Origin of the sequence: Acinetobacter sp. UBA6526 (assembly GCF_002434875.1) — a bacterium.
GTDB classification, from domain to species: Bacteria; Pseudomonadota; Gammaproteobacteria; order Pseudomonadales; family Moraxellaceae; genus Acinetobacter; species Acinetobacter venetianus.
The window spans coordinates 10,956-30,826 of sequence record NZ_DJLC01000243.1 but is presented as its reverse complement, the minus strand read 5'-3'; the positions used below and the strand labels follow the sequence as shown (position 1 = coordinate 30,826).

The 19,871-nt window shown below is 36.7% G+C and carries 13 protein-coding genes and 1 CRISPR repeat array; of the genes, 11 read left to right on the top strand and 2 right to left on the bottom strand.

The genetic code is table 11. The features are described 5' to 3' along the window. Positions 1-197 precede the first annotated feature (197 nt). The 4 genes from B4237_RS16845 to B4237_RS16830 all read left to right on the top strand — a co-directional run bounded on the left by B4237_RS16845 (position 198) and on the right by B4237_RS16830 (position 6,254). Positions 198-470, top strand: coding sequence for a hypothetical protein (locus B4237_RS16845; protein ID WP_278595428.1), 273 nt, complete (start codon positions 198-200; stop codon positions 468-470). Between the two features lie 108 nt (positions 471-578). Continuing rightward, positions 579-967: direct repeats of the CRISPR family, unit length 29 nt; unit sequence TTTCTAAATCATCTAAACGATGACAAACA. Between the two features lie 996 nt (positions 968-1,963). After that, positions 1,964-4,168, top strand: coding sequence for a hypothetical protein (locus tag B4237_RS16840; RefSeq protein WP_286944047.1), 2,205 nt, complete (start codon positions 1,964-1,966; stop codon positions 4,166-4,168). Between the two features lie 212 nt (positions 4,169-4,380). Then, complete coding sequence (locus B4237_RS16835) at positions 4,381-5,337, top strand: YagK/YfjJ domain-containing protein (protein ID WP_136700442.1); 957 nt, start codon at positions 4,381-4,383, stop codon at positions 5,335-5,337. Positions 5,338-5,390: 53 nt separating this feature from the next. Next, a complete protein-coding gene (locus B4237_RS16830; protein ID WP_004963767.1) occupies positions 5,391-6,254 on the top strand; it encodes a hypothetical protein in 864 nt (287 codons plus the stop codon). A gap of 99 nt (positions 6,255-6,353) precedes the next feature. On the opposite strand, the gene B4237_RS16825 is transcribed toward B4237_RS16830, so the two are convergent. Both B4237_RS16825 and B4237_RS16820 read right to left on the bottom strand, forming a co-directional pair. Then, positions 6,354-6,863, bottom strand: a complete 510-nt coding sequence (locus tag B4237_RS16825) for a hypothetical protein (protein ID WP_278595430.1) — start codon at positions 6,861-6,863, stop codon at positions 6,354-6,356. 113 nt (positions 6,864-6,976) lie between these two features. After that, positions 6,977-8,098: a hypothetical protein gene (locus B4237_RS16820; protein ID WP_286944044.1), complete on the bottom strand. Its 1,122-nt coding sequence runs from the start codon at positions 8,096-8,098 to the stop codon at positions 6,977-6,979. 806 nt (positions 8,099-8,904) lie between these two features. Between B4237_RS16820 and B4237_RS16815 the strand changes: the two genes are divergently transcribed. The 7 genes from B4237_RS16815 (at position 8,905) to B4237_RS16785 (ending at position 19,808) form a co-directional block, all read left to right on the top strand. After that, the gene (locus B4237_RS16815; protein ID WP_004963757.1) at positions 8,905-9,213 is read left to right on the top strand and encodes a hypothetical protein; all 309 of its coding nucleotides are present in this window, start codon (positions 8,905-8,907) and stop codon (positions 9,211-9,213) included. A 65-nt stretch (positions 9,214-9,278) separates the two neighbouring features. Then, on the top strand, positions 9,279-10,328 hold the full coding sequence (locus tag B4237_RS16810) for a DUF932 domain-containing protein (RefSeq protein WP_004963754.1): 1,050 nt from the start codon (positions 9,279-9,281) through the stop codon (positions 10,326-10,328). Between the two features lie 149 nt (positions 10,329-10,477). Continuing rightward, on the top strand, positions 10,478-11,620 hold the full coding sequence (locus tag B4237_RS16805) for a YqaJ viral recombinase family protein (RefSeq protein WP_004963751.1): 1,143 nt from the start codon (positions 10,478-10,480) through the stop codon (positions 11,618-11,620). Between the two features lie 139 nt (positions 11,621-11,759). Beyond that, a complete protein-coding gene (locus B4237_RS16800; protein WP_004963748.1) occupies positions 11,760-12,662 on the top strand; it encodes a hypothetical protein in 903 nt (300 codons plus the stop codon). Between the two features lie 88 nt (positions 12,663-12,750). Beyond that, on the top strand, positions 12,751-12,978 hold the full coding sequence (locus tag B4237_RS16795; RefSeq protein ID WP_004963746.1) for a helix-turn-helix transcriptional regulator: 228 nt from the start codon (positions 12,751-12,753) through the stop codon (positions 12,976-12,978). Positions 12,979-13,272: 294 nt separating this feature from the next. Beyond that, a complete protein-coding gene (locus tag B4237_RS16790) occupies positions 13,273-13,830 on the top strand; it encodes a hypothetical protein (protein WP_004963743.1) in 558 nt (185 codons plus the stop codon). Between the two features lie 2 nt (positions 13,831-13,832). Further along, entirely contained in the window at positions 13,833-19,808 is a 5,976-nt protein-coding gene (locus tag B4237_RS16785; protein ID WP_286944039.1) for a calcium-binding protein, read from the top strand. Positions 19,809-19,871 lie beyond the last annotated feature (63 nt).

The window sequence follows — 19,871 nt, the reverse complement described above, 5'->3', positions numbered from 1 at the left end:
AAAAGTTTAGATATTTAGCCTAAGCAATTATTAATAATCAACAGTGTGACATTTTTTGCCAGATCGAGACTTGTGTGGTTATTTATGTTTTAAATGTGGTTTAACTTATTAATAATTATGGAAAATTAATTGAAATCACATCAATTATCTATAATGATAAATATTGAACATTTATTATTCATTCTAGGGGGTAGATCATGATTGATGTGCAATATTCTGAAAATGTCTCGATACACCAATTATCTGATAACACATTCTTATTAAAAATTAATAATGTAAAGGTCTATCAGTATTTACTGATGCAATGCGGAAAGAGGTTTGGCTGGGAGCGTTCTATACAGAAATCACAAAGTTTTTTGAATGGTGATATTGAATATCAAATTAATGTTTCGGAAGTTCCTTTAGAAAATTTTGGGAAAGATTTTTTTATGCTAGAGCCAGAGTTACTTAATAATATTGCTAAAAGCTAACTCCTTGTTTTAAAAGTGCTTAGCTAAAAAATTTGATATTGGACAAGACAGATAAATCATCAAAACGATGACAAACGGGTTTACACCCAAGCCAGTGATACCTGTCAATTTCTAAATCATCTAAACGATGACAAACATTTCAGACAATACAACTTTGTATTTCATGACTTTCTAAATCATCTAAACGATGACAAACCCTGCGGCTACAGATGGAATCACACTCATTTCTTACTAAATCATCTAAACGATGAAAAACTCTAAGGGGGATGTGGGACATGTTGGCAAAAATTTCTAAATCATCTAAACGATGACAAACAACTGATAGCGCCCTGCTGCGGTTGTATAGTTTTTCTAAATCATCTAAACGATGACAAACACACTATGGCAGGGGCAAATGCTCAAGCAGCATTTCTAAATCATCTAAACGATGACAAACAGAAAAAGCAATTAAGAACATGGCTTGATCTATTTCTAAATCATCTAAACGATGACAAACCTAGAGTTAAGTAGAAACAAAACTCCTAAAATCAACTAGATAAGTTTTTAATGAATCAAAATACTTCAAAAAGAGTATGTGCTATTAATTAATTGATTTTATTGTTTTTTTATGGGTTAGTCAAAAATAAAACTAGACATGTGATCTAAAAGTAAATGCTTAGGTAGATTGTTGATAAATTATATATGAACATTTTGGCGTTATTTTTATAAGAATGTGATTAAGCAAAAAGCATTTTTAATCGGAAGCTGAATTTTTTATATTAATTCATAAATAATTTTGGTATCACAATTTCGCTAAATTTGGATTGCCATAAAAATTAATAACTTAAAACAGGTTTGGGTTGCTAGGCGGATTTTTTGATCTAAGTAATAATTTTTATCATTAATTGGATTGAGTAAAATAAGAAGATGGTGCGCTCAGCGGGACTCGAACTATAATTTTATTTATTTGAATTATTTGATAATTATTTATGCGGTAATGGTCTGTTACCGCATTATTTACCGTAAAAATAATATGATCATCCACTAGTCTTTTCTCGGAGCCTTAATTTGGTAAATAATTATTAGCTTGATTTAAATCATTATAACAAAAAATAATTTTTAAATGGACTGGTTATCTTTGGAGTAACTAATGCTTAAAGATGAATTGAACTTTTCTTCGATTTGTTTCAAAAGTCAAACTGAAAACTAATTATAAGCCTAATTCCCGCATTCCTTGATCTGTCAATCCAAACTTTCTTTAGTTCAGTGCTATTGTCTTTTTGCTGAATTTTAAACTCAAGGAAAAACTAGACATAAGTGTAATTAGTAAGAATAAAATATATATTTTTTGAGATGATATGATGTGATTAATAGGATTCTAATTCATTGTTTTTTATTTTTAATAATTGTATATTCAATAGTTTATTGTTATTTTTTCTGAATTTAATATGTATATCAATAAAATGGATGTGTTTAAGCTATTCAGACTGCGGACCCATCACTCATATGCAGAATTGTCACAAGAAGAGCAGGATAGAACGACCTTTTTTAAGGAGTCTGTTGAGGTCTTGGAAAATTACTCCAAATTCATAGAGGATGTTTTAGGTGAAAAAAGTTCGGTATTAAAAGAATTCGAACTGAATCATAGAAATGAGGATGGTGATTTTGGTAAGGATGCTTATCAATATTTTGATCAGCTTAAGATCTTGCCAATGTTCATTCCAAGATTGGGTTATAAGTTAGGTCAGGATATTCTTCCCTCTGGGCTATTTAAGTTTTTAGTAAAAATAAAAGGTAGTGAAAGCTCGTATTTTTTGGATAAATCGCCTAAGCAAAATTTCTCTCCTAGACAAATAAGAAAACTAATTAATTGGATTAAGGGGAGTAAAAGAAGCATTTCTTGGAATGGAGTTGCTGATGATAAAATATGTGTAAGTGAGTTATATAGGCTATGTAGTTGCTTTGATGAAATCATTGCATATCATCAAAATATAAGAATTTTATGTCTAGATATTCGACTTAAAAACAATCATACAGATAATTACGAAAACTTTGATGAAGATTTTAGACGTATTAATTGGGGGTATACGGGTAAAATTCATCATTATTTGAATGACTTCCCTGATTTTTTACATGGGTTTTTTAAATATGAAAATGATCATCAGCATGGTTTGAATTTACATTGCATCTTATTCTTTGATGGGAAAGGAAAGCTAAGCACAAAGGCTAAAATCGAGCAACTAAAAGAAAAAATTATACAAGATAAGTTTGAAACAGGCGTAGAGATTAGCGACTGGTTAGCAGAATCCAAGAAAATCACTAAGCAGGATTTCTCAAAAATTTCATCCCATCAACAAGAACTTATCCAGCAGTTCAAAACTTGGATTTTGGGTTACTATGCTTATATCGATAGAATTATAAAGCTGGACTATAAAGATAGCCAAAATGAATCTTTGTCAATCAATGGTATCTTTTGGAAGCAAGATCGGTCTGAGCATCTTGATCCTCATGAAGCATATCGTCAGCACATTGAATTTTGGCAAAAACTTATTGAAGGTAAGAATCCTCAGAAAATCTGGCAGTATCAAAATCTTAGTCGGGATGCAATTGAACGAATAAAAGTTACCGAAATTGTTTATAAGGAATACGCAAAATCGGATACAAGATTTACAGACTTGGCTGAGGTTGGGTTACGCCTAGAGATTTTTATTGAAAACTTATTGGTTTCTAATGGAGGTCTTTTTGATTTTCCACGTCAATGGAATGAGTTTAATCCGTTAACTACGGATGAGCTGACTTATTCGATCACTAGATCCTGCCAACAATATTTCAGTCTACTTGATGAGCAAGAAAAAATTAAGAGATTATTCGACTACTCATCTGATGGTATGGCGAGCCTATTCCTTACAAGTACTGCGATACAAATCAGATCATTTTTTTCAAAAATACAAGATGGTGGTAAGTTTAATTTAGATTTACAAAAAATCGATGAGTTAAATATTAAAAGTCTAGCATTGAAAAAAAGATATCAAGTGCAAACTTTTCATGATGGTAGGCTTCAGATACGGACCAATCAAGTTTCTCAAAATTTTAATAAAGTTGAGGCAAATATTGTTCAGCACAAAGTCTGTGCGAGACGTTATGTAACAGCAACTGATTATATCGATCATCTGTTTACGCAAGATCTAGTGGTGTATAGGGTGCAATTTAGATTGGAAAAATACAGGAGTGGCTTACTTCAAGAGGAGTTTTCCAAGCTTTTTACCAGTTTTGTACGTTTTGCTAAACGATCCAAGCCGCTTTCGATGGGCGTAGGATATTTAGGAAGCTGGAATATCGGTTATGAAAATAGGATATTTGCTGATGTATTATTTTTCTTTCCCAGAACAAAAATTAAGCAATCCGATAAAATAGGGGAATCTATAGTAGAGTATTGGGATAGATTTCTTTATAAACACATACAAACTAAAATTAATTGTGAGCCTCAAGATATTATCAATAGTTCGAAGTCGATTGAGATATTTTTATCTCAACCAGAATTTAATTCAAAATTCGTAATATTTGATGCTAAGAACAGAAAAAAGCAAAACCTGTTCAAACAAACAGTCATCAAATATTTAGCCTACAATGAGATTTTCCAACCAAGACCAGTAGTCCCTATTAGGAAGGTATTAATCAAGGGGTCAAAGGTAAATATTGAAAAAAGTGCTAAAAACTAACTTTAGCTTATCCTGATTCAGTATTTTCATTGGGTAAAGGTAAGGTCAGCATCTCAAACTATTGTCGAATGGTTCATCACTCTTAGCAGGTTATTAAAGTTATTATATACTTATCAATATCTTAAATGATTATTTGCTCATAAATATGCGACATAATTAATAAATTACAGATCAGTCAGTGATATGAATCCTAACATGATGAGTATCACGACATGAATTTGACTACAGTTATTTGGAATGAATCCAGTGTTTGTACTGCGATTGAAGACTTTGTTTACGATGTCTGTTTTGAACAGATGGGTGAACAACAATTCAAACAAACACTCAGTACATTATATGAAGCCTTTCAGTACTTCTATTCAGCACAGATTCACTACACGAAATCCATCCAATATTTTATTCAGTGTAAGTATTGGATTGATCATTTTCTAAATGGTCAATCTGCAACACATATCTTGAATTTTAATATTCAACAGGTTCAAACCCTATACTCTGTACTTGGCCGATATCGAAATGATTATTGGAATGAGCATGCTCGTTTTATTCAGCAAGAAGAGCAGAATCGAAGGTCACTGTATCAGTATCTGACTAAACTCATGACACATTATTCTGAACTGTTATTTGTACGTGTCGATTTGGGTTATCTCAAAGAGCAACAGGTTTATATTGGTATCGAGAATGTTCAACAGCATATGAGTATTTTGAGAAATCGTATAGCCAATCAAGATGGTTGTTTCATGGGGTTACAAGGATATGCATGGGCATTAGAGCAAGGCGTAGATAAAGGCTACCATTGCCACTTATTGCTGATTTATGATCCATCCAAACGTCAGAATGACTGGTATCTCGCTGATCAAGTTTGGCAAATGTGGAACAATATTACGGGTAATATCGGTGTGCATTTTAATTGTAATACTACGGAATATAAGCAGAACTTTATGCGGAATGATCGCTTAGGGGTAGGACCTATTCGATGCGATAACCCCGTGGAAGTAACGAATGCCTTGAATGCTGCTATGTATCTGGTCAATCCTGAAAAGTATGCACAGCATCTACGAGCAAAGATACCGTATATGCGTAGTTTCGGGACAGGTCAATTTGAAGTGCATTGGCGTAGAGGTGTTGCCCAAACCTTGCAGCGATGTGGATTTAAATCAAACAACGATTAAAAAACTACGGCAATCCTAGTGATATGAACAAATAACCTAGGATGTGTTTTCTCATGACGACCTACAACGAAGCTCAAACCTTTTGTGAAATTGAAAAATTTATCAAGGATGTGGTGGATGACCAAATCAGTTGTGAACAATTCAAGCAACAAATTGTTCCTTTAATCATCAAGTCTAGACGTTTTTTTATTGCTGGTTATGACTATGTTGATTCCATCATTATTTTTAAGCAGATTGAACGAGCCTTGTTTCAAGCCAATAAATTTAAGCTGTATGAAAATATTAAAGACCTACCTGATCATGTCATTCAGTTGATGATTGCCGATATTCAGTCAAAATCTGAATTGATACAGCATGGTCATCAATACGATCAGAAGCAGAATAAATCTGAAATGAAAAAGGTTGAACGTTTCTTCTTGGATTTAGTACAAAACAAGGACTGCTTAATGATCTTTCCAATGCGGTTGGGTATCAGGGAAGATGTATCGTCATTAGCATTTCACGAATTTGAATGTTATGTCTATGCCTTGTTGAGAGAGGTTAGGGCAAGGGAGATCAATTTATTCCGTTGCATCCATTCAGTGATTTGGAAAATGAAACATCATCCTGATCGGGGTTACTACCTCCAGATCTACTTCATTTATGCAGGACAGGCACAGGACACGACTTTATCTGACCATGCCAATAAATTGGCAGCGAAGTGGGAAGAACTCAGTAATGGTTATGGTGAAGCCCACATTGAGGAGCAAGCCAAGAAAGGCTGGTTCGTGAATTGTCAGGATGACAGGCAGATTCAACGTACCTTGCAATTGCTCAAGAGTGATTTCAATGCGAATAGTAAAAATCATTATTTAAGGGTGATGCGAACTCGTCGCAAAACTTTTGACTGTGAACGCATCCCTTTAAAGCTGAATTAATTTTGTTCAGAAAAATCAAGCGAGTTGTCATCGAATAATGGTCTAAGAAAAACAATGCGCTTAGACCACTAATCCACTGAAGCATGAATGGACGAATGCCTAGAAATTATAGGTATAGGTCAAGCCACTGCTGGTCGTGATGGTCACTTCACGGACATATTCAGCCGAACAGCCTAAGTAAACTTTTGCTACCGAACCATAGCGCATATTCTGGTAATCGTAAGTACCTTTACTTCTACAATTGCCACGGTTGATTAACACACCTGTAATGGTGGTTGGAGCATCGTTCAAGGACATGATGTTTAACAAATCGCTATAGCCTGTCATGGAGTATTGTGATTCTTCACGACGAACACGGACTTCAAACTGTTCCTGAACAGTGGGTTCAGCCACTTCCTCAGCATTATATGGCTCATCTTCCAGAAATGATTTATCCACGGCTGGAAAATCATCTTCGGATTGAGGGGCTATTTCAGTTGTTTCAGCAGTACTATTTTCAGTTGTTTGAGTTTGGGCATCTTTGGGCTTTGGTGCATCATTGCCTGAATTACATGCGGTTAAAGTCAGTAGCAACACACTGGATAAAACAATAGATGGAATAAAATTCATTACACATGCCTATATTTAATTGAATATTGTGATCTACAGGGTTGGGCGAAAGCCCAACTCTGTGTATTTAATGGTTTGGTCAATCAATTTTTTACTTTTTATAAAAGTGGGAATTACTCATCGATCTTTTTAAATACCTTTTCGATCGGCGTGTAGTTTTCCAAGCTAAAATCAAAAGGAATTGGCTTTTTCAGCGACACATCAAATTGCTTTAATCGAGCATTTTCTATGCCGTTGAAATGTTTGCGTTGAAAGGACATGGTACTCGGTTCAAGGATTGCGATCGGCTCATTTGCAGAATCAGCTTGAGTAATATTGGTTTGATAAATGACTAAGCTATCTAATTCCAATTTATGGTTATTGAAGTTGAAAATATAACCGACATACTTTTGTCCACCAGCCATAATGATATTTTGTGCTAACTCAGGCGTAGATGGGGCAGTGAAATTCACAATAAGATCAGATGAGAAATTCATATTCTCAAAATGTAATTGTTTCGAGTCAGCATCGTAATAAACAAAGTTATCAATCGAACCACTTGGTCGATCATTGGGTGTATAGCTGCTCGGCATGAACTGACTTTGTGAAGAAGTCGCATTTAAACTGAGTTCTAAAAGCTTCAAGTCATAATTTAGATGGGTATTTTTTGTATCCAATTCTTTTTGAAGTGTCTGAATACGTTGTTGATATTGTTCGGTACTTTCAAATTGATCTTTTTTTGGTGGAATGACCTGCATTGTCGATCTTATATAATTGATGGCTGTATCATGCGCTGCACGTATGGAATAGTCGTCACCTAAAGCAAATGTGAATGCAGGAAACTGTTGACCTGGATGACCGATCACTAAAACCTGATTGTTTTTTAAAGCCAGCACATTTCTTAAATCATTGAGAACAGACTGGAAATGTACGCAATTTGCACAATAGTCAGCCACATCCGAATTTTCAGCAAACATCTGTAATCCAGAGATGGTTTTATACGGCGGATAAAAGGAAAAATAACCCTCGTCTTTGATGAGTTCCTGAAAGTTTTCTCCAGTCTTTGTTAGCGGAGGTGTAATTTGATTTCGAGCGATAATCAAAGGAGAAGAAACAGCCTGTCCAGGGGCAGCATCATTCAATGACATTTTTTCGATCTTTTGAGAAAGCTCTTCTTTCTGTACATCATCTTGTTGTGGTTTTGAGCAGCCGACCAACGCAAGGCTGGTGAGCAGCGCAATTGAAACGTATTTCATCCTATTATTTCCCCATCCAATATTTTTAAATTTTTTTAAAATGAATTATGAAATTGACTGTAATTTCAAATACATTCTGCTTGGCTGTCATAGGCTCTAGCTAGGCTGTTACAGAGCACAATAAGGACAATCCGAATAAGCGGTACAGCACGTTCCATGATTTTTATCCAGCACAAAACACCACTGACCAAAAAGGATGCAGTAGTTAATTAATGCCTTGAATCAATCAGGGCACAGTGAAAGCATGTGATAAATGAATTGGAATGAAATGCCGAAGAGGCGGAGAAAGTGCAGGTGAATAAAGCACAGTAAATTGCATTATGGTTGACTCCTTGGAATTACAAGAAGTTCTGCCGAATCACTGTCAATTGATTATGGTGGCAGAACGAAAGGGGGTTGACAGACTGGGATCCAAGGAACCAGCACGCACGAGGCGTCCCCCTCTCGCCCTACCATAGAAAAAAGGGGGACGCGAGGGTTCCCACAACATACAAAATTACTTTCATATATCGTGCTGGATCTGCGGTCTGTCAAAACCGACTGACAATGTAGGTCAGCCCTTGCATCATAATCGTTGCTAAAAAACAGGTCAATTGATCTGTTTAAGCATCATTCAAAAATCACCTAAAACTGATGATAAAAAACGCATTCTAAAAAAATACAAATACATAGCATCTAAATGAGAACGGTACGTCTCCATTTGAGACCGCACCAATACATGCTTCAGTTACATCGCAATCATTTTGCCTGCTTCCCTCAGCAGGTTTTTTTTATTTCGCTCATTTTTTATTACAGGAATTATTCAGATGAGTTTGCCATGTCCTTATTGCCAGTCTAGAGAGACGGTAATGCTTGAATCAACCCAACATTTACCCAGTACCTCAACAAATAACTCTATCTCCAATAGTGTGATGTCACCAATGGCACTTGCCACATTAGGTGTCAGTGTTTCCAAAAGTCTGAATATTCCTCCGATTGCAGGCGCACTCGTTGGAGTGCTGATCGGTGGTATCTGGATGTTGATCACTGAAGATGAACAGCAACAACCCATTTCTCGCAGGCAGTATTACTGCAACAACTGTGACCGCAGCTTTAGCCCAAATTTACGCAATTAAGCATTTATCAAAATTCACAAACCAAACCCTTTTACCCATTTAAAATTGATACAGGAATTATTCTTATGGCACATTTAGTTGAAACAATGGCATTCACTGGACAAACCCCTTGGCATGGCTTAGGTAATCAACTTACCCCAAACCAACCGATTGAGGTCTGGGCACAGCAGGCAGGCATGGATTGGCGGATTGAATCCTCGGATGTCAGTTACATGGCTCAGAATCATCGGGGGCAGAGCATCATCATGCCTTTTGAGGAACAGCGAGTACTGTATCGTTCAGATACCCATGCTCCTTTATCTGTGGTCAGCCAAAGATTTCAGGAAGTTCAGCCCAAAGAGATTTTAGAATTTTATCGGGATCTGACTGAACAATCAGGCTTTGAACTGGAAACCGCAGGCGTGCTCAAGGGCGGTAAGAAATTCTGGGCACTGGCACGAACAGGGCAAACTTCCGCCTTAAAAGGTAAGGATGTCAGTAATGGCTATATTTTATTGGCAACCGCTTGTGATGGCACGCTTGCCACGACAGCCCAATTTACCAGTATCCGAGTGGTATGTAATAACACTTTGGCGATTGCCCTCAAAGGACAGAATACCAATACAGGTATTGTCAAAGTCCCTCACAGTACCAAATTCGATGCCGATAAAGTCAAACATCAACTTGGTATTTCAGTCCGTGCATGGGATGAACACATGTATGAAATGAAGCAACTGAGCCAGCGTAAGGTGACTCAGCAGGAAGCTGCTGCCTACTTTGACGCAGTATTTAACAATACTAATTTAAGCAGTGTCGAACAGGATGAAAGCATCATTCAGTTCTACCGCAATGCAGCGACGACGAATCAAGCCAACTCATCCCGATCAGACAATAAAACTGAACAGAATGGACGTGCCATGTCAAAAGTCATGACCATGTTTAACGGACATGGGCGTGGGGCAGAACTGAGTTCAGCCAAAGATACCGTTTATGGATTACTCTGTTCGATCACCGAATTCACCGATCATGAACGCCGAGCCATGAGTACCGATCACCGACTCGATTCTGCATGGTTTGGAGCAGGGGCAGCCATTAAGCAACGTGGCTTAGAACAAGCACTTCGAATGGTTGCCTAAATTCAGTTTCAGTTAAACCTTCTACATTAGCCTAAGCATACGGTAACACCGTACAAGCACAGCAACATCTTTAGCCGCACTCTCAGATGCTGCTTTTTTTATGCCCAAAATTCAGCTTTTACACTTTTACCGATACAGGAATATTTCTAATGAATAGCCATACTCAAATTCAAAACACTTTAAATCATCCACCATTACAGCCGTATTCACCAAACCTGAATCTACCCATCCAGAACTCATTGACTCAACAGGTTGAGGTAGGAACCCGAACCAAACGAGACCGATCGAATACGCAACCACGAAAAACCAAAACCGCTGTGGCGAAACGTCTCGCCAATACCAAGCAGATGAATTACCAGCAATGGCTTGAAGTTCGAAAGCAGGGTATTGGTAGCAGTGATGCCGCAACCGCCTGTGGACTGAATCCGTATATGTCGATGCTGGAACTATGGATGATCAAAACAGGGCGAATGCAACAAAACATCGAGGATGAAAGTGCAGGCTATGCGCCCTTGTATTGGGGTAAACAACTCGAACCTTTAGTCGCTGAGTACTACAGCATGCACACCAATCATAAAGTTCGTCGAGTCAATGCAGTGCTACAACATCCTGATGAAGACAAGCATTTTATGCTCGCCAATTTGGATTATGCCGTGGTAGGTAATGAAGAGGTGCAAATTCTTGAATGTAAAACCGTAGGGGAATATGGAGCAAAACTGTGGCGAGATGGCGTACCGCTGTATGTGCTGTGTCAGGTACAGCATCAATTGGCGGTGACAGGCAAACAGGCAGCGCATATCTGTGCCTTGATCTGTGGACATGAAACTAAAATCTATAAGGTCACACGTAATGAAACGGTGATCCAGCACATCATCAATGCAGAACGTCACTTTTGGCAATGTGTTGAAACAGGTATTCCGCCCAGTGTCGATGCCTCTGATTCAACAGCTAAAGCTTTGCAACAACTTTATCCTGAACAGATTCCATTATTGGTAGAAGACCTGACTCAAAATGAACAAGCCAACTATTTATTTAACCAATTGTTAGAAGAGCGACATAAGGTTGAACAACATCAGCAGTATTTTGATGAACTCAAACATCAACTACAAATGATGATGAAAGAAGCAGAGCGAGCGGTATTTACAGGTGGTTCAGTGACATGGAAGAAATCACAGGACTCCATCAGTCTAGACAGTAAATCCTTGCTTAAACAGCACCCTGAATATCTACAGCAATTTCCACAGACCAAAGCAGGCACACGAAGATTTCAGATTTATCCGAATGGTGGATAAAACGGATATTACTGACATCCACAATTCATTATCCAACTACCATGATCCCATACCCCAAACAAGTATGGGTTTTTTTATGCCCAAAATTTATTTATCCAAATTTAAACGCCATTTCAACATCTATATAGAGGACATCACCATGATTAAAGGTTTAGCAATCACTCCACCAGTGTTGGGTCGTATCAGTATCGGCAAGATTGTCGAAAAGAACGGTAAACGTCTGCCTGAAAAGGATGACCAATTTACCATTACTAGCCAAATCCAAAATAAGGATGGCTGGGTCAAACATCCACTGGATGAACAGCTTCGAGCAAAAGCGCCGAATCAAAACCAAAAGCTAAGAAGCATTCCTGTCCGTATGATCTTCAATGATCCTGAATTGAACCTACGGGCAGAGTACAGTCTATTTGACCGCCAGACTGGACGTTTAATCTGTTCAGGCAATGGCGAAACCTGCCAGCGACTCGGACAGAATGGTATTGAGCAACATCCATGCCCATCACCTGATCTATGCCCACTGGCACAAGGTGGGCTGTGCAAGCCTTATGGACGGCTCTACGTCAACCTAGATGAATCAGATGAGTTTGGCACCTTCATCTTTAGAACCACAGGCTTTAATAGTATTCGTACTTTGGCCGCTCGACTTCGTTACTATCATGCAGCATCAGGTGATTTGCTTTCGTGTTTGCCATTGCAATTAACCTTAAGAGGTAAAAGCACAACTCAAAGTTATCGTACTCCGATCTATTATGTGGACTTGACCTTACGTGATGGTGTGAACTTAAGTGAAGCCATTACTTCAGCCAAACAGATTGATGAGCAGAGCAAGGCAGCAGGGTTTTATCAGGAGGCGTTGGATCATGTGGCACGGCAGGGTTATGGAAATGCCAGTTTTGAGGTTGGTGGTGAAGAGGGGCTGGATATTGTTGAGGAGTTTTATAACGATGAATCTAAAGCAGAACAGTCTCAACAAAATCCTGATTTGACTCATGTTCAGGATATTCAGAAAGGGTTGCAGCAGTCAGTTCAGGCTTTGAATTGATTGGGTGGAAGCAGGACGTTTTTTCTTACAGCGATCTCTATTATTTGAGCGAAATTGCGCTCGCATCATTGATTGGGAGAAAAACATCATGAATGCGTTCACAGGTCAAACTTTTCAGATGCATAAACTTATTAGCATTAAACAAGTTGTAGAGTATACAGGTCTTAATCGTTCCACTGTTTATGAAATAATGAATGAAAAATCTCCATACTACGATCCTACTTTTCCAAAGAAAATTAAAATGACACAAAATCGCATTTGTTGGTCAGTGAGGGAAATAAATCAATGGATTGAATCTAAAATGGTACAAAGATAAAGAGAGTTTCGACTCTCTTTTTTTTGTAATTTTAAAGTGATGAGAATCACATTATATATTGAATTTGTTTAATTTGTCAAAATAAATATACTTGTCTGTATAGATTAATAAAAAAAATAAAGTAATACTAAAAGATGAAAAACCTACATAAATTTTATATCTCAATTTTTGCTATTTTTTTAGACAGAGAATAAATAGGTAGCATTGTCGAAGATTGAACGAATTTAAAAGTAGAAAATTGAGTAACCTTTAAAAAAAGGGATTTTATTAGTACCTCGTGCCTAGGAGTTTTTAATGGGTAATGATAAGTATGCTTTAGATTTGCTAAAAGAGTTGTCTCCTTTTAAACAAAAATATTTTTTTCTGATATTTGTTCCTTTTATGATATCTATATCAGTCTTTATCCCATACGATGATTACTCTGGAATCAGTATAAAGTCTCAAACTTCATTTTTGGATGAAAAAGCTAAAATTTTAACAGATACATTTTTATTTATGACAATTTTTATGAGTCTATATATTTTTATAAAGTATAGATTTATAGGGGTTTCTAGAGAGCTTCATAATCGGATGTTAAAAGCAATAAATTTTGTTAGTTTCAAGCAGAAAGAAAAAGAAACAGGAGTATATCTCAAAAATATGTCTTGGTTTCTTTGTTTTATATATTTTTTGCTATTTATAAAAATGTTTTTTACTTCAGCATCAGATTCACCAAAATATTACTGGATATATGGGTCTGGAACTTTTACTACGATTATATATTCGCTTTTTTTTTATGCTGTTTTTCTAAGTTTTACAATATTAATAGTTTGGGCATTTGAGATCAAACATTATCTACATAGGATTAAATAAAAATGACAGATCAGAACAATGATTTTCCAGATGCAGTAGGAAATATAGCTGATGGTTTTGATACAGCAAGGGATACGCTAAGGGCAGCTGTTGGTGCTGCTGAAGTACCAGCATATGCAAAGTTAGGGAATATGACCACAGCATTGCAAGCAGGAAAACATGCAATGGCAGGTGAATATGAAAATGTTGCTCAAGATATTGGTGTCGCTGCACTTCAAACTGCTATGGGTATAGCAGCTGGTGCTGTCGGCGCAACCGCTATTGCTGCTGGATCGCCTGTAATTCTTACTGGATTAGCTGTTGCTGGAGCTGTTTGGTATGCAGGGGAGGGTTGGAATGAAATAATTGATTTAATACAAGAGAATCCCCAATGGCTTGATCCTCTATTTCCTGATCCTAATTCATCAAATCCAAACAATGGAAATCCCCCATCTAGGGATTATCGTATTGAATACTATGATCCTTTAATCCTAGATTTGAATGGGGATGGCGAGATAGGAACAATTGCAGCAAATAAATTTCAAGGAGCTGTTTTTGATGGGGATAATGATGGGATTAAAACAGCTACGGGGTGGGTTTCACCTGAAGATGGTCTTCTAGTTAGAGATATAAACAGTGATGGAACCATAAACTCAGGTGCTGAACTATTTGGCGACAGTACAAAATTAGCGAATGGTACAAATGCCAAAAATGGTTTTGCAGCATTGTCTGATTTAGATAGTAATGGGGATGGAAAAGTTGATAGTAATGACGCAAGTTTTAATGAGTTAAAAATTTGGAAAGACATAAATGGAGATGGTGTCAGTCAAGCTTCAGAGCTTTTTTCTTTAAATGACGTGGGTATACAGAGTCTAAACGTAAATATTAATGAAATAAAAAATGAGCAAGTAGAAGGTGGTTATTTAGCTGAAACAGGTTCATATACTAAAGCAGATGGCTCCCTTGGGAAAATGGCTGATGTTAATTTCGAAAATCAGGATATCTATAGTAAATTTACTAGCCAAGTTGAGGTTACACAAGATGTCTCTGTTCTCCCTCAATTAAAAGGTTATGGTCGACTGCAAGATCTGCATCAGGTTGCTATGCAATCTACAGAATTTAAAAATTTATTATCACAATATGTTAATGCTACTACAAGATCTCAGCAAAAAGAGTTACTCGACAGCTTAGTTAAATCTTGGGCTAAGTCTGATCCTGCTTATTCAAATGATCCTATTGAAATTATCCGGTTAATAAATGTAGAGTGGTATCAATCATCAAACTCAGAAAATGTAATTTATGTACGGAGAGGTGATCCTGTTCCAACCTATTTAACTACACCACCACCTCCACCAGAAATTGCAGATGCTAATCTTACAGCGAAGGTTAGATTCGTTGATGCATTTTTAGGTAGGGAACCTACAACCCAATTAAATCAATATCTTGCTGATCAAATATCTAGCGTCGAGCAAATTTATGATTTTGTTAAGGAATCTATATTTTCTGACTTGTTGAATCAAACTATTCTAAAGCCTTATTTAGATTCTGTAGATATGTACTTAGGGTTAGAGGAGGATGAAGTCTATTTTGATTTTTCTAACTTAGAACAAATTTTTTCGCAGAAAATTATCTTATCACCTTTAGCCGCTATTGAAGATTTGAAAGATTTATTAGAAATTAATGGAAATTTTTTAGATATTGCTGGTTGGGAGAAAGGTTTTGTTTTGCTCCAGCAGTGGAGAGATGATTTTTCAAATGATCCAGCTTTAAAGTTATTAATCGATCAAGTTTTTGCTGATGTAGATACTCCTTCAACTAATGGAACGAATGGAAATGATTTTAGTGTAATTGGTAATTCAGCAAATACGATCTTCGATGCGGGAAGTGGAGATGATATTGTAATTATTGATACCGATATTGGTATAACTGTTAATGGTGACAGTGGTAATGATATTATAGTTTCGGGAAAAAATAATGACTTTTTAAATGGTGGTGAAGGTAACAATACCTATATTCTATTTAAAGGTGCAGGTAAAGATTTTGTCAATTATGAAAATCTCTCTACTGGTACTGATAAAATTGCGTTTACTGATGTTATTTCTACTGAAGCTACATTCTTTCAACAAGGTCATAATTTAGTAATTAAATATGGAACTGATGAAGTAACCCTGCTAGGGGCATTGGATTCTACTTCAATAAAAAATATTTCTTTTAGGTTCAAGGATCAAGTTTTTTCTTTAACTACAATACTTGAATCTCCCCTTCAAAACATTAGTGATTCTTCAGATGAGTTATATATTAATGGCTGGAGAGGTGTAGATCTACTTACAGGTAATGATTTAGGAAACCAAATTTATGGTTTTGATGGGAATGATACATTAATTGGGAAAAAAGGTAGTGATCGACTGTATGGAGGCAGTGGCAACGATACATATCACTTTGAGTTAGGTGATGGTATTGATGAGATTCATGAACTTGACTATTCTTTAGAAGAAAATAAAGTAGTTTTTCAAAATATATATACTTCAGATATTTCCAATATTACTTTCCAAGATAGTGATCTCATTATTCAATATGGCTTAACTGACACAATTGTATTAAAAAACTATATTCTGAACTCTCAAAATTCAGCTTTAAAGATACAGTTTGCTGATCAAGCGATATGGAACAATAGTGATCTGATGTCTAGAGTTACCTTTGAAGGTAGTGATAACAGTGAGGTTATTGTTGGTACATTAAATAATCGACTAAATATTATTAATGCTTACGATGGAAATGATGAAGTTCGTGGAAATCTAGTCGCACAAAATTTAATTGATGGCGGCTTAGGGGATGATCGACTTCATGGTGGGAACGAAATAGATCATATACAAGGCGGGTTTGGCGATGATTTTATATTTGGTTTAGCAGGTAATGATGAAATACATGGTGGTGAAGGCGACGATACTTTATTTGGTGGTGCGGGTGATGACCTAATTATTGGTGGCAATGGTAGAGACTGGCTTCAAGGTGATGAGGGAGCCAATATATTGATCGGTGGATTAGGGGATGACTCTTATGATGTTAATGGAACCGACACAATCATTGAAAATGAAGATGAGGGTTATGATGCTATTTTCATCGAGAATAATTTTGATCTTGAGGGGACTAATCTTGAGGAAATTCATTTAAAAGGAAGTGGAGACTTTAATGCTATCGGTGATGCTAAAGAAAATGGGCTTTATGGAAATTCTGGAAATAACTATCTAGATGGCAAAGGTGGTGCCGATATCATGAGTGGTGGCGCTGGTGACGACTATTATGTTGTGAACCAGTACGACAAGCTCATAACAAATTCTGATGGAACTACGACTTTAATTCGAGGTGATCAAGTTGTAGAAGGTATTTTAAACCCTGCTGGCTATGTTTTTGGTGATAGTGGTGGCATAGATACTATTGAGCAATGGGATGATAAAAGATTTTATTCGCAAGATTCAAATGGAAACTGGTTCGATACAGGGAATTACCATAACCTACAATCTAATGTAGAAAATGTAATCTTAAAAGGTGATGCCAAAGTAGCTTTTGGTAACGAGTTAGATAATATCATTACAGGAAATGAGCAAGATAATTTTATTAACGGTCTTGCTGGAGATGATACTTATATCTACAAAAAGGGCGGAGGAACGGATACTTTTAGTTTCGAGGATGAGTTATCTGCTGTAAATATTTTGAAAATTGAGGGTCATGAGGCTAATAGCTTATATGCTCAAAAATTCGGTGAAAGTGTTCTAATTGGATTTAGAAATAGTACTGATAAAATATGGTTGTCAAATTATAACTTAGCTGATTATCAAGATAGTGAAAATACTACATTTAGCAATAAATTTGATCAAATCGTATTTGATTCAGGGGAGATATGGACAACAAGTGAAATTGACTCACTTCTACTTCGAGCTGAGAATAACCAAGCACCTGTTATTCAACAGTATCCTTCAACTCTAAATGTAAAAATTGAAGAAGTCCTCCAGTATACTTTTAGTAATATTATTACCGATCCAGATGCGGATGACCAACTCAGCTTTAAACTGACTCTACAAACTCAAGATGCCAGTGGTGACTATCAAGATATTCCTGAATGGATCATCTTTGACCCACTGACTTTAACTATTACTGTCAGTCCACCTGAAGGAGTTGATGTTGGGCAATTAAATTTCTATTTGTGGGGGACTGACCTCTATGGGGTAGGTACAGGGGTCGGCGTGAATATAAATATTCAGCCATCTGCAAATACACCTATTCCTGGGGCAATTTATGACACATTGGGAAATGATTCATTGATTGGTGGTGATGAGGATAATATTTTCTTCTACACAGGGGGGAAAGATGTTCTACAAGAAGTTGGTGGTATAGACGTATTACGTTTTAGTAATGGAATTACCTTCAATCAGGTTGGATCTGGGCTAATGAAATCTGGGAATGATCTCATCTTGAAAGTAAATGGCAGCTCAGCTAATCAAGTTACATTGAAAAACTACTTTCTTGCGGGTAACAATTTAGTTGAAACGATTGACTTTGAAACAGGTGGCCAACTGACAGCGGAACAAATTTTTGGTGCATTTGGCTTAACCATTCCAACAACTGGTGGTGGTACTCAACCAGCTAATCCTGTCGGGGATACTATTTATAGTTATACAGCCGGAGAATTGACGATCAATGAACAATCTGGCACTGACAAAGTCATCTTTAAAAATGGGATTACTTTTAGTCAAGTTGGAAATTATCTGAGTAAATCGGGTGATGATTTAGTTCTTAAGATCAATGGTAGTAATACTAATAAAGTCACAGTAAAGAACTTCTTTCTCGCAGGAAATTCTTTAGTTGAGAACTTTGAGTTTGAGACGGGTGGAGCGCTTACTGCACAGCAAATCTTTGATGCATTTGGTCTCACTCTTCCATCTACTGGTGGTTCAGGTAATCAAGGATCAAGTGAAGTTGTTGGAGATACGACTTATAATTACACTTCTGGTGCGTTAACTATCACAGAACAATCAGGCAATGATAAAGTCATCTTTAAAAATGGTATTACTTTAAATCAGGTGGGAAGTTATTTGACTAAATCAGGTGATGACCTGATTTTGAAAGTGAACGGTAGTAACACCAATAAAGTCACAGTAAAAAATTTCTTCTTGGCTGGTGAGTATTTGGTTGAGACATTCCAGTTTGAGACTGGAGGACAAATTACTGCTGAGCAGATTTTTGGGGCATTTGGAATCACCATGCCACAGCAAAGTGCGCCAGCAAACATTCCACCTGAAAATATAGATTCAGATGCCTTTAACACGATCTATAACTATAGTTCAGGTGTGATGGTCATTGATGAAAAGCTGGGTACAGATCAGGTGCTTTTTGGCAATGATATTGCCTTTAGTCAGGTGGGTAACTATTTAACTAAATCAGGCGATGACCTGATCCTTAAGGTGAATGGTAGTAATAGTGACAAGATTACGGTAAAAGACTTCTTCCTTGGTGGTGCGCATGAGGTCGAATCTTTTAATTTCGAAACAGGGGGCAGTATTTCCTCACAGCAGATTTATCAGGTGTTTGGTGTGGACCGTCCTGTTAATGCTGAGGACGAAGTCACCAGTATTGTAATGGGTGATTCAGGTAACAATATTCTGAGCAGTGATGCAGCTGTGAGTGAATTATTTGTCCTAAATGAGGGCAATGATATTCTTGAATTGTTGCTCAATGCTTCAGGTGAAACTCCTGTCGACTTTGTGACTGATTTTGATATGACAGAAGATCAAATTGATTTGTCTCAAATATTAGATAATCATGCAAACAGCTCTAATCTTTCCGATTATATCGAGATTATTTATGATGCTAATGCAAAAACTAATACATTGAGTGCTCGTAATCAGCCAACCGAACTTTCGAAAGATCTTCTAATTTTTACTAACCAAGCTGACTCATTGTCTATAGCAGATTTAACAATGAATCAGTCCATCATCTATTAATATTTAAGTGTCGTAGGGTAGTTAGCTACCCTACAACTTTTATTTCCTATAATAATTATGAAC